Source organism: Spongisporangium articulatum, assembly GCF_044465595.1.
Classification (GTDB): Bacteria; Actinomycetota; Actinomycetes; order Actinomycetales; family Kineosporiaceae; genus Spongisporangium; species Spongisporangium articulatum.
The window spans coordinates 375,180-399,057 of record NZ_JBITLV010000006.1; the positions used below are offsets into that span (position 1 = coordinate 375,180).

General features: G+C 72.3%; 25 protein-coding genes. 6 read left to right on the forward strand and 19 right to left on the reverse strand.

The window, feature by feature from the left end:
* Nucleotides 1–2: 2 nt before the first annotated feature.
* Nucleotides 3–1,424: a VanW family protein gene (locus ACIB24_RS18955; protein ID WP_398283549.1), complete on the reverse strand. Its 1,422-nt coding sequence runs from the start codon at nt 1,422–1,424 to the stop codon at nt 3–5.
* 111 nt (nt 1,425–1,535) lie between these two features.
* On the opposite strand from ACIB24_RS18955, the gene ACIB24_RS18960 reads away from it, so the two are divergent.
* A complete protein-coding gene (locus ACIB24_RS18960) occupies nt 1,536–2,189 on the forward strand; it encodes a hypothetical protein (RefSeq protein ID WP_398283551.1) in 654 nt (217 codons plus the stop codon).
* On the opposite strand, the gene ACIB24_RS18965 is transcribed toward ACIB24_RS18960, so the two are convergent.
* The 5 genes from ACIB24_RS18965 to ACIB24_RS18985 form a co-directional block, all read right to left on the reverse strand.
* Nucleotides 2,137–2,994, reverse strand: coding sequence for a CbtA family protein (locus tag ACIB24_RS18965; RefSeq protein ID WP_398283553.1), 858 nt, complete (start codon nt 2,992–2,994; stop codon nt 2,137–2,139). The two genes, ACIB24_RS18960 and ACIB24_RS18965, sit on opposite strands and share 53 nt — an antisense overlap.
* A 20-nt stretch (nt 2,995–3,014) precedes the next feature.
* On the reverse strand, nt 3,015–3,248 hold the full coding sequence (locus tag ACIB24_RS18970; RefSeq protein ID WP_398283555.1) for a CbtB domain-containing protein: 234 nt from the start codon (nt 3,246–3,248) through the stop codon (nt 3,015–3,017).
* Between the two features lie 240 nt (nt 3,249–3,488).
* Nucleotides 3,489–4,259: a nucleotidyltransferase domain-containing protein gene (locus tag ACIB24_RS18975; RefSeq protein ID WP_398283557.1), complete on the reverse strand. Its 771-nt coding sequence runs from the start codon at nt 4,257–4,259 to the stop codon at nt 3,489–3,491.
* Nucleotides 4,260–4,344: 85 nt separating this feature from the next.
* The gene (locus ACIB24_RS18980; RefSeq protein ID WP_398283559.1) at nt 4,345–5,094 is read right to left on the reverse strand and encodes a sigma-70 family RNA polymerase sigma factor; all 750 of its coding nucleotides are present in this window, start codon (nt 5,092–5,094) and stop codon (nt 4,345–4,347) included.
* Nucleotides 5,091–6,035: a hypothetical protein gene (locus tag ACIB24_RS18985; RefSeq protein WP_398283561.1), complete on the reverse strand. Its 945-nt coding sequence runs from the start codon at nt 6,033–6,035 to the stop codon at nt 5,091–5,093. Before ACIB24_RS18985 ends, ACIB24_RS18980 begins: the two co-directional genes overlap by 4 nt.
* 309 nt (nt 6,036–6,344) lie before the next feature.
* Here ACIB24_RS18985 and ACIB24_RS18990 point away from each other — a divergent pair, with 309 nt between their 5' ends.
* On the forward strand, nt 6,345–7,589 hold the full coding sequence (locus ACIB24_RS18990) for an ANTAR domain-containing protein (RefSeq protein ID WP_398283563.1): 1,245 nt from the start codon (nt 6,345–6,347) through the stop codon (nt 7,587–7,589).
* Between the two features lie 12 nt (nt 7,590–7,601).
* Here the strand turns inward: ACIB24_RS18990 and ACIB24_RS18995 are convergent, their stop codons facing one another.
* Together ACIB24_RS18995 and ACIB24_RS19000 are read right to left on the reverse strand one after the other, a co-directional pair.
* Complete coding sequence (locus tag ACIB24_RS18995) at nt 7,602–9,470, reverse strand: CheR family methyltransferase (protein ID WP_398283565.1); 1,869 nt, start codon at nt 9,468–9,470, stop codon at nt 7,602–7,604.
* Nucleotides 9,467–10,477 (reverse strand): chemotaxis protein CheB, encoded by a 1,011-nt coding sequence (locus ACIB24_RS19000; RefSeq protein WP_398283567.1) that lies wholly within the window; start codon nt 10,475–10,477, stop codon nt 9,467–9,469. Before ACIB24_RS19000 ends, ACIB24_RS18995 begins: the two co-directional genes overlap by 4 nt.
* A 177-nt stretch (nt 10,478–10,654) precedes the next feature.
* On the opposite strand from ACIB24_RS19000, the gene ACIB24_RS19005 reads away from it, so the two are divergent.
* A complete protein-coding gene (locus tag ACIB24_RS19005; protein WP_398283569.1) occupies nt 10,655–11,068 on the forward strand; it encodes a CBS domain-containing protein in 414 nt (137 codons plus the stop codon).
* A gap of 57 nt (nt 11,069–11,125) precedes the next feature.
* On the opposite strand, the gene ACIB24_RS19010 is transcribed toward ACIB24_RS19005, so the two are convergent.
* The gene (locus ACIB24_RS19010) at nt 11,126–11,488 is read right to left on the reverse strand and encodes a hypothetical protein (protein WP_398283571.1); all 363 of its coding nucleotides are present in this window, start codon (nt 11,486–11,488) and stop codon (nt 11,126–11,128) included.
* Nucleotides 11,489–11,711: 223 nt separating this feature from the next.
* Between ACIB24_RS19010 and ACIB24_RS19015 the strand changes: the two genes are divergently transcribed.
* Nucleotides 11,712–12,710, forward strand: a complete 999-nt coding sequence (locus ACIB24_RS19015; RefSeq protein WP_398283572.1) for a hypothetical protein — start codon at nt 11,712–11,714, stop codon at nt 12,708–12,710.
* On the opposite strand, the gene ACIB24_RS19020 is transcribed toward ACIB24_RS19015, so the two are convergent.
* The 6 genes from ACIB24_RS19020 to ACIB24_RS19045 are packed head-to-tail and all read right to left on the reverse strand — an operon-like array spanning nt 12,687 to nt 18,124.
* A complete protein-coding gene (locus ACIB24_RS19020; RefSeq protein WP_398283574.1) occupies nt 12,687–13,457 on the reverse strand; it encodes a hypothetical protein in 771 nt (256 codons plus the stop codon). The two genes, ACIB24_RS19015 and ACIB24_RS19020, sit on opposite strands and share 24 nt — an antisense overlap.
* The gene (locus ACIB24_RS19025) at nt 13,454–13,753 is read right to left on the reverse strand and encodes a PadR family transcriptional regulator (protein WP_398283576.1); all 300 of its coding nucleotides are present in this window, start codon (nt 13,751–13,753) and stop codon (nt 13,454–13,456) included. Before ACIB24_RS19025 ends, ACIB24_RS19020 begins: the two co-directional genes overlap by 4 nt.
* 37 nt (nt 13,754–13,790) lie before the next feature.
* A complete protein-coding gene (locus tag ACIB24_RS19030) occupies nt 13,791–14,405 on the reverse strand; it encodes a DedA family protein (RefSeq protein WP_398283578.1) in 615 nt (204 codons plus the stop codon).
* On the reverse strand, nt 14,402–15,982 hold the full coding sequence (locus ACIB24_RS19035) for a hypothetical protein (protein WP_398283580.1): 1,581 nt from the start codon (nt 15,980–15,982) through the stop codon (nt 14,402–14,404). Before ACIB24_RS19035 ends, ACIB24_RS19030 begins: the two co-directional genes overlap by 4 nt.
* A gap of 4 nt (nt 15,983–15,986) precedes the next feature.
* Nucleotides 15,987–17,144, reverse strand: a complete 1,158-nt coding sequence (locus tag ACIB24_RS19040; protein ID WP_398283582.1) for a glycosyltransferase family 4 protein — start codon at nt 17,142–17,144, stop codon at nt 15,987–15,989.
* The gene (locus ACIB24_RS19045; protein ID WP_398283584.1) at nt 17,141–18,124 is read right to left on the reverse strand and encodes a lysylphosphatidylglycerol synthase domain-containing protein; all 984 of its coding nucleotides are present in this window, start codon (nt 18,122–18,124) and stop codon (nt 17,141–17,143) included. The genes ACIB24_RS19040 and ACIB24_RS19045 overlap by 4 nt, the downstream gene beginning before the upstream one ends.
* A gap of 127 nt (nt 18,125–18,251) precedes the next feature.
* Between ACIB24_RS19045 and ACIB24_RS19050 the strand changes: the two genes are divergently transcribed.
* Nucleotides 18,252–19,154 (forward strand): PIG-L deacetylase family protein, encoded by a 903-nt coding sequence (locus ACIB24_RS19050; RefSeq protein WP_398283586.1) that lies wholly within the window; start codon nt 18,252–18,254, stop codon nt 19,152–19,154.
* On the opposite strand, the gene ACIB24_RS19055 is transcribed toward ACIB24_RS19050, so the two are convergent.
* The 4 genes from ACIB24_RS19055 to ACIB24_RS19070 are packed head-to-tail and all read right to left on the reverse strand — an operon-like array spanning nt 19,069 to nt 22,726.
* Nucleotides 19,069–19,890 (reverse strand): polyprenol monophosphomannose synthase, encoded by an 822-nt coding sequence (locus ACIB24_RS19055; RefSeq protein ID WP_398283588.1) that lies wholly within the window; start codon nt 19,888–19,890, stop codon nt 19,069–19,071. The genes ACIB24_RS19050 and ACIB24_RS19055 overlap by 86 nt on opposite strands.
* Before the next feature lie 46 nt (nt 19,891–19,936).
* On the reverse strand, nt 19,937–21,247 hold the full coding sequence (locus ACIB24_RS19060) for an ATP-binding protein (RefSeq protein ID WP_398283590.1): 1,311 nt from the start codon (nt 21,245–21,247) through the stop codon (nt 19,937–19,939).
* 17 nt (nt 21,248–21,264) lie between these two features.
* Nucleotides 21,265–21,963, reverse strand: coding sequence for a response regulator transcription factor (locus ACIB24_RS19065; protein ID WP_398283592.1), 699 nt, complete (start codon nt 21,961–21,963; stop codon nt 21,265–21,267).
* A 1-nt stretch (nt 21,964) separates the two neighbouring features.
* A complete protein-coding gene (locus ACIB24_RS19070; RefSeq protein WP_398283594.1) occupies nt 21,965–22,726 on the reverse strand; it encodes a hypothetical protein in 762 nt (253 codons plus the stop codon).
* A 205-nt stretch (nt 22,727–22,931) separates the two neighbouring features.
* Here ACIB24_RS19070 and ACIB24_RS19075 point away from each other — a divergent pair, with 205 nt between their 5' ends.
* Nucleotides 22,932–23,792 carry a hypothetical protein gene (locus tag ACIB24_RS19075; RefSeq protein WP_398283629.1) on the forward strand — a complete coding sequence of 287 codons (861 nt, stop codon included), beginning with the start codon at nt 22,932–22,934 and terminating at the stop codon, nt 23,790–23,792.
* Nucleotides 23,793–23,878: the final 86 nt, after the last annotated feature.

A 23,878-nucleotide genomic window follows, 5' to 3' on the forward strand; every position in this document is an offset into this window, starting at 1 on the left:
GCCTACGGGGCGGTCGGCTGGTAGCCCCAGCCGATCCGCTCCGTGCCCACGACCGTGCCGTCGTCCTCGATCCGGCGGGTCACGTAGATGCTGAAGCCGCCGTTCTCGCGCGGGATCCGCGGGCCGGTCGTGGAGGTGACGGTGCGTTCACCGGTGTGCCCGTACAGGGCGACCGTCACCGACGTGGCGGTCGTGGCGGTGCGGATGACGACCGGGGTGTCGGTGGTGTTGGTGAAGATGTTCTGGATGGTGTCGTAGTCCAGCGTCGCCTCCCGACCGGGCGGGTACCGGGAGATGTACTGGCTGTGGGGCTGGTGCGCGTCGGATCTCAACCCGGCGAACCAGACGGCGTTGAACAGGGTCGTGGAGAACTGCGAGACGCCGCCGCCCACCTGCTCGACGTGCTCGCCGTCGGCGATCGCGGGCGCGTAGACGAAACCGTTCTGCGTGGTGCGGCGCCCGACCTTCTGGTTCAGGGAGAACTTCGCCCCCGGCGCCACGACCGTCCCGTCCACCAGCTCGGCCATCCGGTGGATGTTGGTCACCCGGGCCTGGCAGCACGGGTGCTCGGTGGTGAAGGTGCCGATGAGCTGGTCGACCCTCTCGGCCTGCGAGTCGTCGACCTTCGGCTCGGTCTCCCGCACCGCGACGGTCGCTGTGCCGGAACGTTTCTCGACCGCGGCCCGGACGGCGGAGAAGGCGGCACCGACGTCGACCGAGCGACCACCCTCGGCCGGTTCGTAGCTGACGTCGGCGTCGCGCGCGGTCCACGACGTCGTGCCCTTGTCCAGCAGCAGGGGCTTGGGCTTCGGGGTCTTCAGCTCCGCCTCGTGCGCCACACGCTGGTACCCCGCCAGCTGCTTGGTGAGTTCCGCACGGCCGGCCTGCGGGTCGACGTCCAGCACGGGTTCGACGTCGGTGCGGTGTCCGAGCAGCGCCCGCACGGGCGAGAAGAGGTCGCCCGCGCCCAGGTCGAGCAGCTTGTCCACCGTGGCGTCGACGTCGAGCCGGATGCCGATCGTGGCCGGGTCGACCTGCTCGGTGCCGATCGTGCCCACCGTCAGGGTGACCGTCTTCTCCACCGTGCCGCGCACCGCCCCCGCCACGGTGCGCCGCGCCTCGGCCTCGTCCATCCCCCCGACGTTCACCCCGGCCACCCGGGTGCCCGGCATGACCTCGCCGCGCAGGGCACTGAACGCCGCCGCCCCGCCGACGCCGAGCACCATCAGGAAGACGACCCCCGCCGCCGCCTGGACGGCCCGTCGACGGCGCCGGTGGCCCGCCGACTCGAAGAGCTCGGACTCGTGCGGTCCGTCGCCGACCGCGTCGTCCTCGGCCACCTCCAGCACGGCCTCGTCGAGATCTTCCTGCGGTTCATCCCCCGCCGGTTGGCCCTGCGGTTCCGGGTCGACGTCGGCGCTCATGATGTCCATGGTGCCGCATAGCTTGAATGCTCAAGCAGGCGGCGCTCCGGGCCGGGCCCAGGGGACCTTGGTCCCTGGCCGGTCGTGAACGGGGCGACCTAGCGTCTGCGGGTGCGCCTGTACTGGATCCCGCTCGGCGCCGGTGGCCACGTCGTGCGCCGCAGCGGGCTCCTCTACGAGGCGGCCGCGGCGGCCTGGGCGCGCCGGCCCCGGCAACCGCTGTTCCACACGGCCCTGACGGTGCCCGGCGGCGGCGCCGTCTACGCGGTGGAGCTCGCCCCGGCCTGGCAGGCACCCGGCCCGGGAGCCGAGGGGCCGGTCGGGTCACGGCTTCTCGGGCGCTCCTCCCTCTTCCGCTACCGGGTCCGCTGCGAGCCGGGCGGGACCATCCCCGACCTCGACTACGCGCGCGGCGGGCCAACCCTGCTCGAGGGGGCCGGCCTCGACGAGCGCGTGCTGCGCCTCGTCGCGGAACTCCCGCTGCTCACGTGGGGGCGCGACGAGTCGGGGGCCGGGGAGATGTGGAACAGCAACTCCGTCGTCTCGTGGCTGCTGACCCGGGCCGGGGTGGACACCGGCGTCCTGGGCCCACCGGACGACGGGCGCGCCGGGCTGGAGTGCCGGGATCACCGTGGCGCGGTCCGGGCCCCGAGCCTGAGACACCGAAGGCCGCCGTCCCGGAGCGGGACGGCGGCCTTCGACCAGGTGGAACTCAGACGGTCAGCGGCTCCTCAGCCGGCGCCTCCGAGGGCGGGGCCGGAGTGAGCAGCCGCTCGGCCATCGGCGCGAACAGCACGCCGATCGTGGCCCAGAGGATGACCTGCGCACCCACCGCGTAGAGCCGGAACGCGGCCAGCACGTCGGCCGGGAAGCCCGGGAACACGATCGTGCCGTCGGGCGCCGTCAAGGGCTGCGGCGTCTCGGTCGCGAAGTCCCCGAACGTCTCCCGGTTCACCGCCAGCTCCCCGAGGGACGGCAACGCGACCATGATCGCGCCCATCACCACGACGTAGGCGGCCCCGGCGATCAACGTCGCGTTCCAGGCGCCGTACCGGGCCGCCAGACGCTGACCCAGCCAGACCGCCGCGATCAGGAAGGCGACCGAGGCGAGCAGCATGACCAGGTAGAGCGTGCCCCGGACCTGCGACGTGTCGTCGTTCCCGATGGCCGGCGGGTTGGCCGGGTACTTCAGGAACGGCACCAGGTAGAGGCCGACGAACGCGAAGCCGGCGACGAGCAGCGACAGCTGTCGTGGCCGGACCCGGCCGGTGCGCCCCAGGCAGTAGGCGTAGGTGACGGCGAACAGGGCACCCATGGCGGCCCCGAACAGGACGATGCCGACCCCGATGCCCAGGTTCTCCTGGACGGTCCGGGTGAACACCTCGTGCTCGTGGGCGTGCACGGCCAGACCGGCCGCCGCGTCGAGCTTCTCCTGGGCCGCCCCGCGACCCTCTTCGTAGTCGATCGCCTTCTGGATCTGCGGCTCCGCGAAGATGCGGGCGAAGACGAAGGCGAGCAGACCGGCGACGACCCCGCAGAGGGTGCCCCGCCAGATGATCTTCTTCTCCATGGCGGTCTACCCCCGGGCCGTCAGTGGCAGGGGAAACCGAGGAAGTGGCGCGCGTCGTGGACGAACTCGTGCACGTGGGTGTCATTGCCGAACACCGAGACCATGCCCTGGTCGATGCCGACGAAGTAGAGGACCGCGAGGGCCAGCAGGGCGGTGCCCAGCAGCCAGCCGAACGCGCCGTCCAGCGTGGTGGTGACGGGGGTGGCCAGGCTGCCGGCGGCGTGCGGAGCCGGGGTGGCGGACGTGCTGCTCATCAGAGGTTCTCCTTCGGGATCCAGCGTCCCTGTCGACGGGTTGAACCAGGACGACGGTGAGGTCTGACTCGCCTCGGGCGTGTGCCCGGCGGCTCACAGTGGCGCGACCGTGCTGGACTTCCACCAGCTTCCCGCCCTCGTCCCAACGGCCACAGCGTAGGGGTAGCGGACGCCGCGATCCACACGCCCCACGCCGGTTACGTCACACCCGTCCCGGAGGTCTCCCTCCGGGACGGGGTGTCACCACCGCCAGGCGCGCCGGTACGCCCCGGTGCACCAGGCCTGGACGCGATCGACGTCGGCGTACTCGGGCAGGGGCGTCCGGCCGGTGGCCAACAGCTCCTCGACGCGGGCGGCCGTCGCGTCGATCCGCTCCAGCACCCAGCCCTGCTCGTGCTCACCCCGCTTCACCGACAGCACCAGCTCACGCTCGTCGTCCGGCATCGGCAGGGTCAGGGTCGCCCGCCGCGTCACCTCCAGACCCTGCACGGCCAGGCGCAGCGCGTGCGAGGCGTACTTGACGTCGTAGCCGTACCGCGCGACGAGCTCCGGCCGGTTGGGCACGTCGCGGCCGGCGACCATCCGGTCCCGCTGACTGCGCATGAACCCGAGGAACCGGTGCGCCGCCTGCCGGGACAGGAACGCCGCCCGCATGGCCCGCAGCTCCTCCCCCAGCGGCGCGACGTGCAGGAGGTCGGCCTCGGGAGCGTAGAGCGGCAGGAGCGCGGTCGGGTTGCCCTTCAGGGCCAGACGCAGGTATTTGCGCAACGAGTACGAGACCAGGTCGACGTCGCCGGGCCCGGAGCGCGCCCCCTCGGGCTGGGTCCGCCAGACGTAGTGCGGCTGCACCGGCGCCAGGCTCAGCGCGTGCTCCGGGGGCTCGACGTAGACACCCATCTCGTCGTGGTCGTCGGTACCGGCGATCGCGATGCCGTGCACGCCGGAACCCACGGTGGCGCGCAGGATCTCACCCTGACGCGCCACCTCGCGGTCGCCGTACTCGGTCGTCATCCCGACATGGTCGCGGCTGAAGCAGACGGGCACCAACGATTTTCGCCCACCGCGTGGCGCCCGGAACAGCGCACGGGAAGCCAGGTCAGACCTGCACGGCCTCCCGCACGGTCCGCAGCGCGGCCGCGAGGATGCGGGAGACCTGGACCTGGGAAACCCCGACCCGGTCGGCGATCTGCTGCTGGCTGAGGCCGCCGTAGAAGCGCATCGCGACCACCCGCCGGTCGCGGTCGGGCAGGGCGTCGAGGGCGGGCAGCGCCGCATCCAGATCGAGCAGGTTCTCGATCTCCGGGGCACCGTCCGGTACGGAGCCCCGTACGTCGACGGCCTCGACGTCGAGCGGCGAGGGCGAGTAGCCCGACGAGGCCACCTGCATCTCGCGCACCTCGGTCTCGTCGACGCCGAGCCGCCGGGCCAGCTCGGCGTCGCTGGGCGGGCGCCCCAGCGCCTGGGTCAGCTCGCCCTGGACGACGTGGGCCGCGATCCGCAGCTCCTGCAGCCGGCGCGGAGGGCGCAGGGTCCAGGTGGCGTCGCGGAAGTAGCGCTTCAGCTCCCCGTGGATGGTCGGGACCGCGAAGCCGGCCAGCGACGTGTGTTCCTGGGGTACGTAGCGGCGGACCGCCTTCACCACGGCGAGGGCTGCCACCTGCTCCAGGTCCTCGTCCGGTTCACCGCGTCGGCGGTACCGGTGGGCCATCGAGACGGCCAGCGGTAGGCAGAGCGTCATCGCCCGCCCCAGCAGCTCCTCCCGCTCCTGATCGTCGCCGTCGAGAGCGGCGGCCTGCCGCAGCAACCGCTCGGCCTCGGCCAGGTTGTGGTCGGGTCGCGCGGTCACGCGGTCGCCGCCCGGCCGTACAGCCGTTCGTACGACATCGCGAGTTGCGCCGGCCCGTAACGGGATTCGGCCGCACTGCGGGCCGCCAGCCCGTGCGCCTGTACGGAGAAGGGTGAGTCTACGAGGCGCCCGAGCACCCGCAGGAGCTCGTCCCGGTCGCCCGCGCGGAAGAGGCGTCCGGTGTGTCGATCCGTGATCACCTCCGCCATCTCGGGTGTGTCGGGAGCGACCACGGCCCGGCCCCGCCACATCGCCTCGAGCGCGTGGTGGTCGGCCTCGGCGCCGCACAGCACCAGGTCGGCCGCGTCGATCGCCGCGGCCCGCTGCTGCGGAGACCAGCGGCGGTCGGCGACGCTCACGCGGACGCCGGCCCGCTCCAGGAATGGCTGGGCCGCCTCGAGTGGGTGACGCTCCCGCGCGAGCCGGCTCCCGTAGTCCAGGACCGCGATGCGCCGGCGCAGCAGCGGTTCCTGGGGTGGCTCCGTGAACGGGAGGCCGACCTCGGGGACGAGCTGGATCCGGTCGCCCCGGACCCCCCACCGCATCAGGTCCCGGCGCACCGCCAGGGACAGGACCCCGACGGCATCTGCCCGGCGCAGGCATTCGACGAGGACCGGCCGGCGACGGGTCCGCTCGGCCGGCAGCGGTTCGGCCACCCGGAGCACGAGCGGGAGGTCCAGGAATCGGCGCACGGTCGTGGCGACCACCCAGGCGCCGGGGTCGAGCGCGTGGAGCACGCCGCGAGGTCGGTCGTCTGACGCAGGGTCGTCCTGCGCGGCGTCGGCCAACTCGCCGACCAGCGCGCGCGCCGCCTCGGACCAGGCGGCGGGATCGACCCGGCCGGCTCCGGCGCGCAGGCCGATCCGGTGCAGGTGAACGTCATGACCGGAGAGGGCCAGGGACGAGAGGACATGGCCGGCGACGGGCTGGCTGGCGATCACGTGCGAGATCATGGGTGGCCCCGATGTGGAGCGCGGTCCACGTCCTGGTCTCGGACGCACCGTATGTCTTGTCTACACGCTGAGCGAGTGGGCGGCAACCGTCAGTCGATCTTCCCGCTCCATTCACGTGACGCGAGGAATGCGTGGGGCTACCGTTGGAGTGAGTCCAGTGGGCGGCTCGACAGCGACGACACTCGAACGTCCAGGAGCGTTCCGATGCAGGTCACGGCACGCGTCGACCTTGAGCGAACACAGCCTGCCTCCGCGCCGACCACGTCGCAGGAGGCCCTCAGCGACCTCCGAGCGGCGATGCGCCACCTGACTGTCGCCCAGGCCGTGCTGAGCGGCGGCCGGTTGACCTCCACCGCCGCGCAGGCGCTCGCGGAGGCCGACGAGGGCCTGCGAGCCGCCCAGCACTCGCTAGAACACCTGGTCGGGCTCGAAGTGCCGGCTCCGTTGCCGCGCCCGGGGGCCGACGAGGCCATGGCCGCGGTCCTGCCCACCGCCATCCTGACGACCGACCGCCACGGCGCCGTCCTACGGGCCAACCGAGCCGCGCTACGCCTGCTCGAGCTCGGCCAGTCCAGCCTCTTCCACAAGCCCCTGTTCGCCCTGATGGACCCGGAACGGCGTCGCGTCGCTCGACGGATGCTCTCGCAGGCGGTCATCTCGGGGCAGGCCACGGATCTGCAGCTGGACCTGAGACTGCGCAGCGGCCAAGCCCTTTCATGCCACGCCTGGCTCACCCCGCACCACACCGGCGATTCTACGGGCAGGCCCGAAGTGGCCGCCGTGCGGTGGGTCCTGGAACGCGACGGCTCGACCCACGGCGAGGGGGCCGCCCACGCGGCCCTCGTCGAGCTCTGTCGGCTCGGCGTCGTGGACGCCGACCTGCGCAGCATGCTCTCCCGCGTCGTGCGGTTGGCGGCCGCCGCCGTCCCCGGGGTGGACGACGCCTCGGTCGTGCTCGGGGACCCCGACTCCCCCGCGGTGGTCGCCGCCTCCTCGGCCCAGGCGCAGAGCGTCGACGGCCTGCAGGTGCTCTCCGGGGAGGGCCCCACAGCGGACGCATTCCATGGCCGGTGCGCCGTCCTGGTCCAGGACCTCGCATCGGACCTGCGCTGGCCGGAGCTGTCGACCCGGGCCCCCGGCGCGCGAGTCCGCTCCGTGCTGGCCCTCCCGCTGCACCTCGACGGCCAGGCCGAGGCCGACGACCTCGTGCCCGGCGGAGTGCTGACCCTCTACGGAAGCGGCGTCGGCGCGCTCGGACTCCCGGTGACGGATGAGGCGGTCCGCCCGTTCGCGGCCGCCGCCGAGAAACTGGTGCGGGACAGCAATCTGGTCTCCGACCTGGTCGCCACGCGTGACCAGTTGCGCGAGGCGCTCCGGTCGCGTGCGGTCATCGACCAGGCCAAGGGCATCGTGATGGCCCACCGGCACTGCACCGCCGAGGAGGCGTTCCAGCACCTACGCCGACTCAGCAACACCCGGAAACGGAAGCTGCGCGAGGTCGCTCAGGAACTGGTAGACGCCGCCCGCGCTGCTCGCCCCTGAGACAGCGCTGAGTCAGCCCGGGGCGCTCACCACGATCAGCGCGCCCGTGGTACCCACACTGGCCTGTCGCAGCGGGCTCACGGTGACCGCCACGTCGATCGCCCGCCCGCGCCGGTTGACCGCAGACAACTCGAGGGGGGACGGCAACTCCTCGTCGGTCAGCACCTGCCGGATGAGCGGTCGCAGCCGTTCGACCGGAAGGCCGACGTCGAGGTTCAGCAGGTGCTGACCGACGGTCTCCTCCTGGCGCAGCCCCCACAGCTCCTCCGACCGGGCGTTCCAGACCTGCACCTGCAGGTCGCGGTCGACGACGACCACACCCGCCTGCATGGCCGTCAGCACCGACTCCATGAAAGCGTTCAGCTCGCTGAACTGCGTCGTCCGCTCGCGCAGCTCCTCGTTGCTGGACTGGAGTTCGTCGTTCATCGACTGCAACTCCTCGTTCATGGTCTCGAGCTCCTCGTTGGTGGACTGCAACTCCTCGTTCGTCGTCTCCAGTTCCTCGACGGTGGACTGCAGCTCCTCGTTCGTCGTCTCCAGTTCCTCGTTGGTGGACTGCAGCTCCTCGTAGGCGGTCTCGAGCTGGCGGTGCGCCTGCTCCAGCTCGCCCTGCAACTGCCGGTACCGGGAGACGTCGCTGAAGAACAGGCTCGTGCCCAGCAGCGTGCCGTCGCGGTCCACGAGTGGGACGATCTGCGTGTCGAGGTAGACGGTGTTCGAGCCCCGGGTCCACTCGACGTCCCGCACCCACACCGGTCGCCGCTCGGTGACCGCCTGCCCGATGGGGGTGCGCAGGTCGATTGGCCGGTAGGAGATGTCGAGATCCTGGAAGGGGCGCCCGATCTCACGGCTCGTGAGGCCGAAGAGCATGTCGGCCCGCTGGTTGCTGAGCACCGTGCGGCCGTCACGGTCGATCACGATCTGGGCCACCGGGCTGGCATTCATGCCCTCCTGGCGCAACCGGGAGAGCTCGTCACCGTCGCTCGTGCCGTTTTCGACCTGATGGTTGCCCACGAGCATCCCCCGATCACGCACCGGCGAGACGACCTTGGCGAAGAACCGGCGCTTGAGGTCGATCGGGGTGAACAGCGCCCCGTGGCTGAGCAACATCTCGGCCTTACCGAGGAAGAGCACGCCGGCGTTCTCCAGGGCGAAGTGCAGGCGCCCCACGATGGTCGCCTGGGTCTCGGCGTTGAAGTACATCAGCGTGTTCCGGCAGACCAGCAGGTCGATGTGCGAGATCGGGGCGTCCTGGACGAGGTCGTTGCGGCCGAAGATGACGCTGCGGCGCAGCTCCTTGACGAAGGTGAGACGGTGCGCGGCCCCCTCGAAGTACTTCTCGACGAGCTCGCGTGGCACCCCGCGCAGGTCGCGTTCGGTGAACGTGGCCTGCCGGGCCGTGGCCAGCGCCTCCTCGTCGACGTCCGTCGCGTAGATCTTGACCCGGCGGCGGAACTCGTCCATGCCGAGGTGCTCGGCCAGGATGAGCGCGAGGGTGTAGGCCTCTTCACCGGTGGCGCACCCGGCGCTCCAGACTCGGATGTCGTCATGCTCCTTGCGAGCCACCAGGTCCGGCAGCACCTCGTTGCGCAGGTGCGCCCATGAGTCGGCGTCGCGGAAAAAGCTCGTGACGTTGATCAGGACCGTGTTGAAGAGGGCCGTGAACTCGTCGGGCTGAACCTGCAGGTAGTCGCGGTAGGCCTCGTACGAGTCGATGCCGACGATCTGCATCTGCCGGTTCACCCGGCGCACGAGGCTCGACCGCTTGTACCCGGTGAAGTCGAACCCCCGTGATTCCTTCACGTACTCCAGCAGGGCCTCGAAGTGCGGGTCGGGCGCCTCCGGGGGCGCCTCCGCCTCGGCGGATGGCTGGTCGGTCATCTCCCCTGCTCCTCGGTCACAACGATCCCGGTGCCGTCCATCAGCATGCGTCGCAGGAGCGTAGCGGCCGAGGTCGACTCGGCGGCCTGTTCCTCGAAGCGTGCCGCCGTCATGGGCTGGTCGCGGTCGCGGGCCCGCCCGGCCATCGATAAGGCCAGCGCCGCCTTCTCCTCGAGGCTGCGCAGGGCCATCCACAGCGCGCCCTCGAGCGCGGCGTCGTTCTCCGCGAGCAGGCTCTGCTGCGACCAGGCGTGCCCGACCCGGCACCGGTACCGGAGGTAGCCGTTCTCGGCGATCTCGAACAGCGTCCCGTGACAGTCGGGGCAGGACAGACCGGCCGGCGTACCGGGCCGTTCGGGGTCGTTCAGGGCGTGCGGCTCCAATTCCGCCATGGCCAGCTCCGTCTCCATCAACGGCGTCGTCGGGGCCGGGTCGGGGACCTCGACCCCGACCTCCCGGGCGATCACCTCGGCCATCTCGGTCACCGGGACGACGTGTTCGGGGTCGGCCGCCGCGATGGCGCTGCGCGGCATACCCGCGTGCAGCGCGTCGTCCGGTGCCTGCACCACCCCCAGGCCCCCGCGGGAGCGCAGCGCGACGAGCCCGGCCGCCCCGTCGTCCAGCGCCCCGGACAGCACCACTCCGATCGCCCGGGGCCCGACCGCGCGCGCAGCGGAGCGGAACAGGACGTCGACCGCCGGCCGGTGCCCGTTCTCGCGTGGGCCCCGGGTGAGGATGACATGGTCGTCGACGAGCAGCAGGTGGTGGTCGGGACGGGCCACGACCACGGTGCCGCGTTCCAGCCGCAGGTCGGTCTCGGCGGGACGCACCACAAGGGACGTCGAGCGACGCAGGATGGAGGCCAACGCGTTGATCGCCGAAGGCGGCGTGTGCATGACGACGAGCACGGCGGCGGGCAGGTCTCCCGGCAGCCCGCCGAGCAGGCTGCGCAGGGCCTCCACGCCTCCCGCGCTCGCGCCGATGACGATCGTGTCCCGTTGGGCCATGAGGTCGGCTTCCCTAGAACTCGTCCCCCGCGGTCCGGCCGCGGTCTCGGGCCGGTGTCGGGAACACCTCGAATCTAGTCACTGGCCACCGATCGTGACCACTCGCGGACGGGTATCGGCCCCTGGGCAGCGGGTAGGTCCCCGGCAGGGCGGGGACGAATCCACGAGGAGCCCGACATGACCACAGCTCGCGACATCATGTCGCCCGACGTCACGTGCGTCGGCGAGAACGACACCCTGGAGCAGGCGGCCCGCCTGATGCGCGACCTGCAGGTGGGGGCCGTCCCGGTGTGCGGCGAGGACCGGCATCTGAAGGGCATGGTCAGCGACCGCGACATCGTCGTGAAATGCCTTGCGGAGGGCGGCGATCCGGCCCAGACCCGGGTGGGGGTGCTGGGCGAGGGCAAGCCCGTGACGGTCGGTGCCGACGACGACGTTCAAGTCGTCCTGGAGACCATGGCCCACCACCAGGTGCGCCGGCTGCCGGTCGTCGACGGTCACGACCTCGTCGGCATCGTCAGCACGGCCGACGTCGCCCGCACGCTGCCCCCCGAACGGGTCGGCGCGCTCGTCTCGATCATCTCGTACTGATGGCGGGCCCGCACGACCTGGTCGACGTCCTGCTGGTCGAGCAGAACGACCTCCGCCTCACGAACCGGAACCGGCGTCCTGGAGCACTTCCTGGACCGCCTGCTGGAGGATGGCGCGTTCCAGCGGGGGCAGCGAAGCCCGGCCCTCGAGGAAGTCGGCGAGTTCGCCGATCGAGGTGTTGCCGCCGCACTCGACGTAGGCGACCCAGAGGTCCTCGACGGCCGGCTCGGGACCGCCTCGGGACAACGGGCGCAGCAAGCGGGCTCGGTTGTGGCCCTTGAGTTCGGCCGCCTCGAACGCGACGGCCTCGCTCCACTTGCCGGCCCGGACGGCCCGACGTGACAACTCCGAGGCGCGCTCGCGAGCGGCCTGGGCGCGTTGACCCTCCGCCGCCCACTCGCCCGTCGACGGGTCATCCATGTGCAGGCCCCTACCTGATCCTGGTGGTGCAAGATCAGGATAGGACGGACCGGGCGCACACGAACGGCACGCCACGGGGGGATTTTCGTCGAGAACGGCCTGGGGGCCTTCCGATCGCCGGTCGCTCACCCGGCTCCTACCCGCCCCGGCCACCCTCAGACATCGCGGCGGCGCCTCACATTTACTCCTTGCCGCGTACTACGCGTTGTGTACTATAGGCACTATGAACCTGGACGAGCGAACGAGGTCGGCGGCCCTGGGCGTGATCATCCGGAACCTGGCCTTCGCCCTGCTGTTCTGGCTGACGCTCGAGGCCACCAAGGGCATCGGGGCCGTCTACGCGCACGAGCCGTGGCAGGACGACCCGTACGACGCGGGCGTGTCGTTCATGCTGACGGCCGTCCCGTTCCTCACCGGTCTCTGCCTCCTGCGCCTCACCCTCTTCACCGGCCCCGTGCCACCCCGACGCGCCCTCGACGTGCTGCGGACGCTGCGCATCCAGGCCGTCCTCATCGCGGGGACCCTGCTGCTCGAATGGTCGGCCGTGGCCGTCGGCGCCCACCGTGCGTCCTGGGATGTCGGGACGCGCCTGCTGATCGGCCTGCTCGCCGGTCTTTCCGTGACCACCGGCGCCGCCCTCGTCGACCTGAGCCGCGCGGTCCGCCGGCTCCGGGCCTGCCCCGACCATCGCACGGGCCCCGACTGGGTCACCGACCTGGTCGTCGTAGGACGTGGATTCTCCCGACACGCAGGGATTCTCGCGAGCCCGCTGGCGCGGAGCGTCGACACCCTCGAAGCGCTGGTGGCCCGCCCGCTGCACAGGCACCCGGTCGTCACGGCCGGCTGGCTCGCCGCCCTGGGCGGCCTGGTGATCGGGGTGCCGCAGATCGTGCTCGAGCGGTATGGGCCGGAGCTGGCGCTGCTCTTCGTCGTGATCAACGCGGCCAGCCTGTTCACACTCTTCGTCGTCGTCGGCTTCCTGCTCCAGGCGGTGCCGACCAGCGGCCGGGTCCGGGCGCTGCCGGCGGCCGCGGTCACCGCCTGCATCGCCCTGCCCGGCGCGGCGACGTTCCGGGACGCGCTGTGGGCGGTCACCGGCGTCGACGGCGGCGCCGCGACCGTGGACACGCTCTGGACGACGTGCGCCGCGGCCGCCGCCGTGGGCGGCGCCCTGGGTCTCGTGTTCGCCGCGGGCGCCTCAGCGGTGCATCGGCACCGTTGAGGTGTCGTGCAGGTCGACGGCCAGGGCGGCGGACAGGGCCAGCAGCACCAGGCCGGGCACCACCGTCGAGGCGGCGGTCAGCACGGCCCCGGCGAGGAGTGCACCGGCGGCCAGCACGGTCAGACCGACCCGCAGGCGCGCGGAGGAGGCCGGGACGCACGTCTCGGGCGACGTCCCGGCCAGGGTCCGGCAGGACTGGAAGGCGGCGGCGGCCAACGACATCCACCACAGGACGACCAGCAGCCGCGGCGGCACGCCGCTGGCGGGAAGAACTCCGTTGGCGCACGCGACCACGACCCCGGCGACGAAGACCGGCGCGATCAGTCGCCGCACCCCGGCCGACCCGATCCGGACCAGCACCCGCACGTCCCGGGGGCGCGGCAGGATCACCACCGTCCCGACGCCGAGCAGGGCCGTGGCGAGCCCGATGACCGGGGCGGCGGCGCCGCGCCGCGGCACCGCCGGGTCGAGTTCCTGGACGCAGGCGACGAGGTACCCGCACAGGAGGGCCAGCCCGGTCGCCGAGAGGTGGACGCGCAGCCGCCGCTGGGCCGCAGAGGCGGCCGGCCAGACGGCGGGATGCAGCCAGATCGACAGCGAGCGCAGCACGTCGGGGACGGCGTGCCAGCCGTCGGTCCGGGCCTCGGCGAGCAGGTCGGCCCCGAACCGGTCCCGGAACGGGCGCGGGTGGAGCCCTACGGCGAGCCGTACCGCGACCGCGGCCCCGGGGTGACCCTGGTCGTTCATACCGGGCCCAGTTTGAGCCGCCGCAGACCGGTGGCCGCCAGCTTGGCCATCCCCTCCAGCTGCACCTGCAGCTCGGTGCGGCCCGCGGGGGTGAGACGGAAGGGCCGTTGCCGGCCCTGCTCCTCCAGCGCCTCGACCAGCTGCTTGGCCTCAAGGCGGGTCAGGGCGCCGTACAGACTTCCGGCCCCGAGCCTTTCACCGGTCAACTCCTCGATCGCCGCGTTGATCGCATACCCGTGCAGGGGCCCGGCCGCCAGGGCGTAGAGGACGAGCGTCTGCGCGTCGTTGACCTGCATGCCTCGAGCCTACTCGAGAGGTGGTACGCAACGCGGACTAGTTGGCCACCCGGGTCCGGCGCCACCGCACGAGCAGCCAGATGGCCGCTCCCGCGACGACCGCCCCGACGGCCAGCGAGACATGGCCCATCAGCGCCACGGCCCTCGTCAGCGAGGCGCCCGCCGAGTAGCCGAGGAGACCGACCGCGACCGACCAGCTGACGCCGCCGAGGACGTTGAACGTCAGGAAGGTCCGGTAGGGCATCCCGACCGTTCCGGCCGCCGCGGGCACCATCGCGCGCAGCACCGCCGTCCACCGTCCGGCGAACACGGCCCACCCACCCCGCCGGGTCGCCAGGGTGACCACCTTCTCCCAGGTCTCGCGCGGCACCCGCCGTCCGAGCCGGCCGGCCAGCAACCGCGGCCCGAACCGGTCCCCCACGGCAAAGCCCACCGAGTCCCCGACGACCGCCGCCACCGCGGCCGTCACGATGACCACGGCCAGGTGCACCCGACCGGTGCCGGCCAGAGCGGCCCCGACCAGGAGAGCGGCCTCGCCGGGCAGGACGAAACCCACGAACAGCGCGGACTCGGCGAAGACCAGGGCCCCGATGACGGCGTAGACCGGCCAGCCCGACAGGGCCGTCACCCAGGCGATCACGAGGGATGTCATGGCGACCGTACGAGCGAGGAACCGGCCGGGGTGTACACCTGCCAGACGCCGGCGTGCCCGGGGACGGAGACGTCCCGGCGGAGCCAGTGACGCAGGTGCGCGGCCGGGACCTGACCCGGCTGGACGACGGCCACCGCCGGTTCGTGTCGCGCGGCCGCCAGCAGTCCGGCCGAGGTGATCGACGCATCGTGACCACCGACGTTGCGCGACGAGCAGCCGGTCGCGAAGGCGATCTGCGGCGAGCGGGTCCCGCTCACGATGCACGGCGACCGCAGACCGTCGGCGCCCAGGATCCGGCCCAGGTCCGTGTAGGCCTGGGCGCTGTGGGCCGAGGAGTGCACCTCGGCGGCGAAGACCCGCTGCTGGGCGACGATCTGGGCGCCGGCGAGCGCGGCGACGAGGACGATCCCGGCCGCCGGGGCCGCCCGCCGGACACTCGGCCCGCGCCAGGCCAGCGGGGCGAGCAGGGTGAGCATCGCCGTCCCCACCGCCGGCGACAGCAGCGCGAGGGCCGGGAGCAGGAACCGCGGCGCCGAGTAGCCGATGAGGAGCAGGTAGGGCACCCCGACGGCCGTGCCGGTGACCAGGGCGACGAACGCCCCGGCCGGGACCCGCTCGTGCAGCACGACCCGGACGAGGACGAGCACCAGCACCGTCGCCGGGATCAGCAGCAGCCAGACGGTGTCGAACGGTGCGTCGGCGGGCGGGGTGCACGGCCGGCACAGGAGCGGGCCGTCGAGGGTCCTCAGGTGCTGGGTGAAGACCTGGGGCGCCCAACCGAGGCCACCCTGGATGGCGCTGCCCTGCCGCAGCCGCTCAGCAACCCCACCGAAGCGCGCCTCGGCTTCCACCACCCACGGGATCGCCCCGAGGGCGGCCCCCGCGATCGTGAGGCCGACCAGGGGCAGGTCACGGCGCCACGGCCGGACCAGCACGGCGCAGAGGAGGAGCCCCAGCGCCACGTACGCCGCGTCGGTCGGCCGCATCAGCGCGGCCACGGCCAGCCCGGTGGGCAGCGCCACGAGACCGAGCAGGTCACGGCGGTTCCCGGTCAGCCGCATGAACCCACCGACGGCGGCCAACGCACCGAACGCGACCCACAGGTTGGGCATCAACTGCGCCCCGTAGAACCGGGTCACCCACAGACTGCCGAACGCGCTCGCCGAGAACACCACGGCGGGAACGGGAATGACCCGGAACCAGGCACGGAAAGCCAGGTACAGGGCGATCGAGGACAGGACCGTCAGGTAGATCCGCAGCGCGCCGACGTCCGTGGTGGCCTGGGCCAGGGGCGCCGCCAACCACGAGATCCCCCGGGCCCGAGGAGCGCTGAAGAACGCGGCCGGCTCGTGCGGAGTGACCTGGCTGAAGTAGATGCTCTCGTCCCAGCCGAGACCGACCCGGCGCTCGGCGAGCTGGCTCAGACCGTACGCGAGAGCCACGAGGGCCAGGGCCAGGTCCGCCGCCCAGCGCCGCCCCCATCCCCGCCGCGAACCGGAACCAGGCCCCGGAGTGACCGTTTCGAGATCACCCGGGACACGCTTCGTCCCGATGTCGACGGGGCTGAGGAGGACCATGTTCCTAGCGTGAATCGCCTTTACTGACACCCGCCTGACTGTGTGCCGGTCTGGGCGGGATGCCCGCCCCGACCCGGCGGTAGCAGTTCAGGGTGCGCTCGACCACGCAGGGCCAGGCGAAGTCGGACGGCGGAGCGGCCAGGCTGTGCCGCTGCAACTCCCCGAGCTGACCGGAGGTGATGAGCTGCGCCGCGCCGGTGACCATCTCGTCATCCGAGCCGACGAGGAGCCCGTCGCGCCCGTGCCGGACGAACTCGCCCACTCCCCCGGACGAGCGGGCGATCACGGGCAGCCCCGCGCACCGCGCCTCGAGCGCGGCGATCCCGAAGGACTCCTGGTCGGCCGGGGCCAGGTACAGGTCGGCCTCGTGCAGCCGGGCTCGGACCTGAGCCGGCGTCAGCGCCCCGGCCAGCTCGACCCACGCGGCAGCGCCCGTCCGGTGCAGCTCCGCCGCGAGCCGTGACCGCAATGGCCCGTCGCCGATCACGACGGCCCGCAAGGGTATGTCGTCGGGCACGATGTCGCGCAGCCGCGCCAGCATCCGGATCAGCGGCAGAGGCCGCTTACGGGCGGCGAGCCGCATGACGCTGACGATCGTGACCGCCGGGCGCCGGTTCCGGAGTGCCGGGGGCGGCTGCCACCACAGGGTGTCCACCCCGTTGGGCAGGATCTCGACGTCGACCCCCAGGGCGCGGAGCGGGGCCGCGGCGACATGGCTGACCGCGGTCACCCCGACGGGCCACCGGGTCCAGCCGACGGCCTGGGACCATTCCAGCCCGATCGAGCCCGGCCGGATCATCGAGTGCATGGTGACGACGGTGGGCAGTCCCCCGTGCGCGGCGGTCCGGACCGCCCCCCACGCGAGGGGGGACAGGATCGAGGAGTGGGCGTGCAGCACGTCGAACCGACCCGGCAGCAGCTCGCGACGGAGGCGGCGCAGCGTGGCCGGGCCCGGTGCGGTCCCGACGAGCGCCGGGAGCCGGCGTACCCCGACGTCTTCGAGGCCGCTACCGACCGTCCCCGGCCCGCTCCGACCGTTGGTCGTCGTCCAGATCTCCACGTGGTGACCGGCGGCGGCCTGTCGCGCGGCGAGCCCCTCGACCAGCACCTCGATGCCGCCGACCCGGGGCCGGTAGCAGTCGGTCACGTGCACGATCCTCATGCGGTCGTACCCATCGCGGCCCGGTCGCGCGACCAGAGCCAGGCCAGGATGCTCACGCCCCCGGCCGGGATCTCCAGAAGGTAGGCGAACGTCCGGAACAGCAGGACGGCGGCACTCGCCGAAGCCGGGTCGGCGCCGAGCGCGACCAACGCCGAGAGACTGCCCGCCTCGGCCAGACCGGCCCCGGCCGGGGTCAGGGGAACCATCGTGAGGGCGCGTTCGAGCGCGAAGCCGACCATCGAGACGCCGAGGGGGGCAGCGACGCCGACCAGCTGCAGGCACAGGCTCCAGAGCACGGCCTGCACGGCCAGCTGACCGAGCATCCCGAGGGTCAGTTGCCGCCAGCCCCGGGTGATGACCGCCATCGCGTCGCCGCGCAACCACTCAGCCGCCCCGCCCCGACCCGCGGCCAGGACGACGACCACCCCGACGACAACCGATCCGAGCACCCCGCCCGCCACGACCGACGCGATCTTGAGACCGGGGACGCTGCTCGTGCCGCGCACGCACACCACGGCCAGGACCAGCACGGGCAGAAGGAGTTTCGAGGCCACGTTCCAGAGGTTGCTGACCGCGAGGAACGTCATCGATCGCGAACGCGGAAAGTGCCAGGACGAGATCATGCTGAGGTTCATCCCGGCCCCGGCCGCGCCCCCGAACGGGACGACATCGCCCACGGCGCTGCCCGCGAGGTTCAGCATGATGGCGCGGCTGCGGGTGAGCCCGGGTAGCGCCCCCGTCAGCACCCACGAGTGGCACCACACGCTCAACGCCCACAGCGACCCGAGCAAGGCCAGGTCCCGTACCGGCACCGAGGCGAGCAACGCGCGCACCGCCGTCCACGTCGTCCCGGTCAGGTGCGGGAGGCGGGCTACGAGAAGGACGACGACGAGTGGACCGAGAACGGCCGGCAGGACCCGCCCCATGGACCACGCCGACGGGACGGGAACGGGGTTCCGGGGGACGGATCCGACCGACACCGGTCACCTCCTTCCGAGCCGGTCGGAGGACCGGACGCTCAAAGCGTCTGTCAGACTTCCTTTCCCGTTCCTGACCGAACGACGGTCCGACCTTTCCGGTGTCACGGCGCACTGCCACGCTGTGCTCATGCCGTTCACCGTGGTGTCGTTCCACGCCCATCCCGACGACGAGGCGTTGCTGACCGGCGGGACGCTGGCCGCGGCCGCCGCGGCCGGTCACCGGGTGGTGCTCGTCGTGGCGACCGACGGGGAGGCCGGGTTGTCCGAGCCGACGTCCGGCCGACTGGGCGCCGTGCGCGCCGCAGAGCTGCAGCGCTCCGCCGCGGCTCTGTCCGTGGCTCGCGTGGTTCTGCTCGGCCACTCCGACTCGGGCTTGGACGCCGGGCGCGCGTCCCCCGGCGCCTTCTGCCGACTCCGGCCCGAGGCCGTGGCCCGGGAGCTCGCTGAGATCCTCCGCGACGAACGCGCCGACGTGCTCACCGTCTACGACTCGAACGGCGGCTACGGGCACCCCGACCACCGGCAGGTCCACGACGCCGGGCTGATCGCGGCCCGGTGGGCAGGTACCCCGGTCGTCCTCGAAGCCACCGTAGACCGGGATGCGTTCCGGCCCCTCGTGCGGCTGCTGGGATTGCTGCCGTTCCGGGTGGGAGACGTGACCCGCCGATCTCTGCTGGCCGCCTACACCCCACGGGACCGGATCACCCACGTCATCGATGTCGGGCCGCAGTTGGAGGCCAAGCTGGACGCGCTGCGGGCCCACCGCAGCCAGGCCACCGGCGGGCGCGGGCCGCGCACGGTCGCGCTGCTGCTGCGTGCGCCCGGCCCAGTGCGCCGCCGGTTGCTGGGCCGCGAATGGTTCGTGGAGGTCGGGCGCCCGCCCGGCGCTCCCGTGGGCGACGTCTTCGCGACCCTGCGCGACGGGGCAGCGGGGCCGCCGGGTCTCACCGGGCCCGCCGCCCGCCGGGGTCGGGCACGGTGGCGAGTTCGGGCGCGGTTGGGTGAGAACCCCATGACACAAGCTCTTTGAGCCGCCAGCCCGCGACCCGGATCAGGGCTTCGCGCACTATGGCTCCGGACATCTTGGACGTGCCGGCCGTTCGGTCCACGAACCGGATCGGCACCTCCCACACCCGGAGGCCGCGACGTTCGGCCCGCCAGGCGTTCTCGATCTGGAAGGCGTATCCGTCCGTTCCGGAGGACAGGACGTCGATCTCGCGCAGAGCGGACGCCCGGAACGCCTTGAAGCCGGACGTGGCGTCGGCGACGTGCAACCCGAGAGCGGTCTGCACGTAGAGGTTGCCCCCGCGGGACAGCAGTCGCCGGTGCGCCGTCCACCCGTCGGTCGAGCCGCCCGCCACATACCGCGAGCCGACGGCCACGTCGGCGTCGCCCAGCGCGGCGATCAGCCGGGGCAGCGCGGACGGCGGGTGCGAGAGGTCGGCGTCCATCTGCACCACGACGTCGTACCCCCGCTCCAGGGCCCACGCGAAGCCGTCCCGGTAGGCGCCGGCCAGACCGCGGGCCCCGAACCGTTCCAGCAGGAAGACCCGGCCGCTGTAGCGCCGGTCCTGCCGGACCAGACGGGCCGTGCCGTCCGGACTGTCGTCGTCCACCACGAGAACGTCGAGCGCCGGTGCGACCCGGGCCACCTCGTCGAGCAGCCGGCCGATGGTGTGCGCCTCCTGATAGGTGGGCACCACCACCAGAGCCTCGGCGGTGCTGAACTTCTCGGACGCGGGGCGGGCGCGGGGCACGTACTTCATCCCGTCACCCTGCAACCAGCCCCCTGTACACGACCTGACTGGGTGCTCAGCGGTCCAGCCCCGGCAGCCGGAGCGAGATCACGGTCCGGCCGTCGCGCAATTGCGCCGTCGCTTCACCCCCGGCGGCCCGGCAGATGCGGCGGGTGAGTGCGAGCCCCAGCCCGGCGCCGGGGTGTTCGTCCGCGGGGTCGGCCCGGAACCCCGCCTCGAAGACCGACTCGGCATGGGCCGGGTCGAGGCGGCCCCCGTCGTCCTCGACGTCCAGCACGGTGAAGCCGCGGTCGCGCCGGACGCGCAGCACCACCGCGGAGCGCGCATACCGGCGGGCGTTGTCGAGCGCCGGCTGCAGGGCTCGCAGGACCAGGTCACCGTCCACGGCGACGGTCGCGTCGAGGTCACCCTCGCACCGGACGTCCGCGGGCAGACCGGACACGACCTCCCGGACGCTCACCAGACCTGGCGCCCCGATACGTGCCCGGGCCGGGGCGAGCGCGCCCTCGACCAGCCCCTCGAGGCGTCGGACCGATTCGAGGACCTCCTGCAGGTCGGCCTGCTCGACGGCCGCGGGTCCACCGGCCGCGAGCAGGTCGGCCAGGGCGTGCAGGTGCGCGATCGGGGTGCGCAGCTCGTGCGAGAGCTCGGCGGTGAACTGGCGTTCGTGCCGCAGTGCCGCAGCGATCCGTTCCAGCAGCGCGTTGAGGGTCGCCGCCAGCCGGGCCAGTTCGAGCGGACCGCCCTCGGGGTCGAACCGCCGGTCCAGGTCGGAGTCGCTCCAGTCACGGGCCTGCTCCCCCATCCGGGCCACCGGCCGCAGCGCCAGGCGCACGGTCCCCCGCAGCGCGAAGAACGTGAAGAGCAGCAACAACCCGGTGAAACCCACGGCGCCCAGACCCAGGACCCAGGCCGTGCGGGTGCGCAGGCCGACGTCGCTGGAGACGACGATCGTGCCCACCTGCCGTCCGGCGTGCGTGATCGGCAGGGCGAGCAGGCGTTCGGTGTGCAGGCCCTCCTCGTCGGAGACCACCTCCCCCCGCTGCACGAACCGGTCGACGAGCTTCCCGCCCAGTGGTTCTCCTTCGACCACGGTGCGGCCGTAGTAGATGACGGTGCCCGCGTCGAGTGCGGAGTCGTCGCCCTCCTCGTCGATGCGCAATCCGTCGGCGGTCACGTGCACGGTGGCCCGCACGGCCTCGGCCCGGGCCCGCAGCGCGGCGTCGACCTGGCTCGCCAGGACCACGGACAGCATCAGCGCGAAGGCGAGCAGCAAGGCCATGGCCCACACCGCGATCCAGGCCAACCCGCCCAGGGCCAGCCGGGAGGCCAGGCTGCGAGGCAACCACCGGCGAAGGGTCGTCATGGGGTCAGTGTCACGGGTCAGTGCAGCCGGAACCCGACGCCGCGCACGTTCTCCAGCGCACCTTCGAAGCCGATCTCGCGCAGGCGTTTCCGGGCCCGCGTCACGTACTGGTCGAGCGTGTTGTCGCTGACCTGACCGGAGCCGGGCCAGGCCGCCGAGACCAGCGCGCCACGCCGCACCACCTCGTCGCGGCGCGCGAGCAGGCAGGCGAGCAACCGCAGTTCGGTCGGGGTCAGCGACGTCTCGGCGGTGCCGTACCGGATCGTGTGCTTGGCCGGGTCGAGCCGCAGCCGTGGGCTCCCGTCGTCCACCGTCTCCTGCGTCGCCGCCGACCCGTTCGGCAGCCGGCGCAGGACACCGCCGATCCGGGCCAACAGTTCCGCGAAGGCGAAGGGTTTGCGGACGAAGTCGTCGCCACCGGCGGCGAATCCGGACAGCAGGTCCTCGGTGTGGTCGCGGGCGGTCAGGAAGACGATGCCGGAGGTGCAGCCCTGAGCCCGCAGGGCCTGGCACACGTCCCGTCCGTCGGCGTCGGGCAGCCCGATGTCCAGCACGATGACGTCCGGGCCGAGCTCGGCCGCCCGGTGCACGGCGTCCGCGCCGGTCTCCACCGCCTCCACCGCATAACCGGCCGTCCGGAGGCCGCGCTCCAGGGTGGCGCGCAGCAATCGGTCGTCCTCGACCACGAGGACGGTGTGGCGCCCGTCGTCCTGCACGTCAGTAGCTTGCCTCAAGGACGGGCCGGCCCGCGGGACGCAGGGTCTCCCGGGAGAGCCCGACCAGCGCGACGATCGCCACGATCAGCACGAGCGCTACGGGCCCCGTCCCCACGCCGAGCCCGTGGTGCTCCTTGGGCACCCCGAACCAGTCGGCGAACGAGGCGCCCAGCGGCCGGGTCAGCACGTAGGCGGCCCAGAACGCCGCCACGGAGTTGAGCCCGAACCAGCGCCAGGCGATCAGCGGCAGCAGGATCAACCCGAGGAACATCAGTCCCGAGTCGAGCCAGCCGAGGTTCAGGTACAGCGCGGTGTAGTCGCCCAGAGCCGTACCGAGCGCGAAGGTCGAGGCGACCGTCGTCCAGTAGTAGGTCTCGCGACGTCGCGTGGTGATCGAGTGGATCGACAGGTTCCCCTCGCTGCGGTACCAGGCCCCCAGGCTCGCGGCGACGGCCAGCGCGAACGCCGCCGACGTGGCCCACAGCGGCAGGCCGGAGGCCATCCGCAGCACGTCGGCGACCATCGTCCCGACCACGCTCACCATGGCCACCGCGGACCAGTAGATCCAGGCCACGTAGTGCGGCGCGCGGAACTGCGCCCACAACGAGCCGACCAGCGCCGCCAGCGCCAGCAGCACGAGAACGGCGGCCAGGACGACGGGCCGCTCGCCCATCCAGTCCGAGGCGGCCTCCCCCATCCCGGTGGTGGCGATCTTGATGATCCAGAACAGGGCGGTCACCTCGGGGACCTTGGCCAGTCGCATGACCGCGAGTCTCCGGGGCGGCGTCTGAACGCTGCCTGACTGGCCTCTCACCCGCCCGGAGCAACGGGCCACCACGTTCAGGAACGGATCAGAACCGCTCGATCACAGTCGGTTTCGACGGCGGGCGAAGGGCCCGCGAGCTCCGAGAGGAACCCCCGTGTCGAACCAGCACCACCACCCCCACACCTTCACCGAGGCCACGGAGATGGACATCGCGGGCGGCGGGAGGTACGCCGAGACCGGCAAGTACGTGCTGAAGAAGCTGCCCGAGGTCACGCTGGCCTTCTGGGTGATGAAGGTGGCGGCGACGACGCTCGGCGAGACGGCGGGCGACCTGTTCGCCCAGACCCTGAAGTTGGGCTACTTCCTCACTACCATCGCGTTGTTCGCGGTGTTCCTGGTGACGCTGGTCGTGCAGTTGCGCTCGAAGCGCTACAACCCGTTCTTCTACTGGACGGTCATCCTGTCCACGAGCATGGCCGGAACGACGATCTCGGACTTCATGAACCGCGACGCGAGCTCGAAGTACCTCAAAGCCGGCGCCACTTCGCTGGGTTGGGGGCCGCAGGGGCTCGGGCTGGGCTACCCGGTGGGCGCCGCGATCCTCACCTCGCTCCTCGTGCTCACGTTCGCCCTGTGGCGGGTGACGGGACTCACGTTCTCCATCAACAAGATCGACACCTTCCGCGGTGAGGCGCTGTTCTGGACGGCGATCCTCATCTCGAACACGCTCGGCACCTCGATGGGCGACTTCCTCTCCGACAGCTCGGGTCTCGGCTACCTCGGTGGCGCCCTGCTGATCACCGGGCTGCTGCTGGTGCTCGTCGCCCTGATGAAGGTGCCGGCCGTGCCGAACGTGCTGGTGTTCTGGTTCGCCTTCGTGCTCACCCGCCCGCTGGGGGCCACCGCCGGTGACTTCCTCACCAAGCCGGTCGCCAAGGGCGGCCTCAACCTCGGCACCATGGGCTCCTCGGCCGTGCTGCTGGCGATCCTGTTCGGCCTGATCGCCTACGCGGCGGTGCGCGAGCGGCGGGCCAACCCCCAGGGCGTCGTCCTGGCGGCCTAGGTGTAACCGGCCAGGACGTTGGTGACGGTCGGCGCGGCAGCTTGATCACGTAGTGAGACCTCCGGTGCGGTGGTGATTGCGAAGTC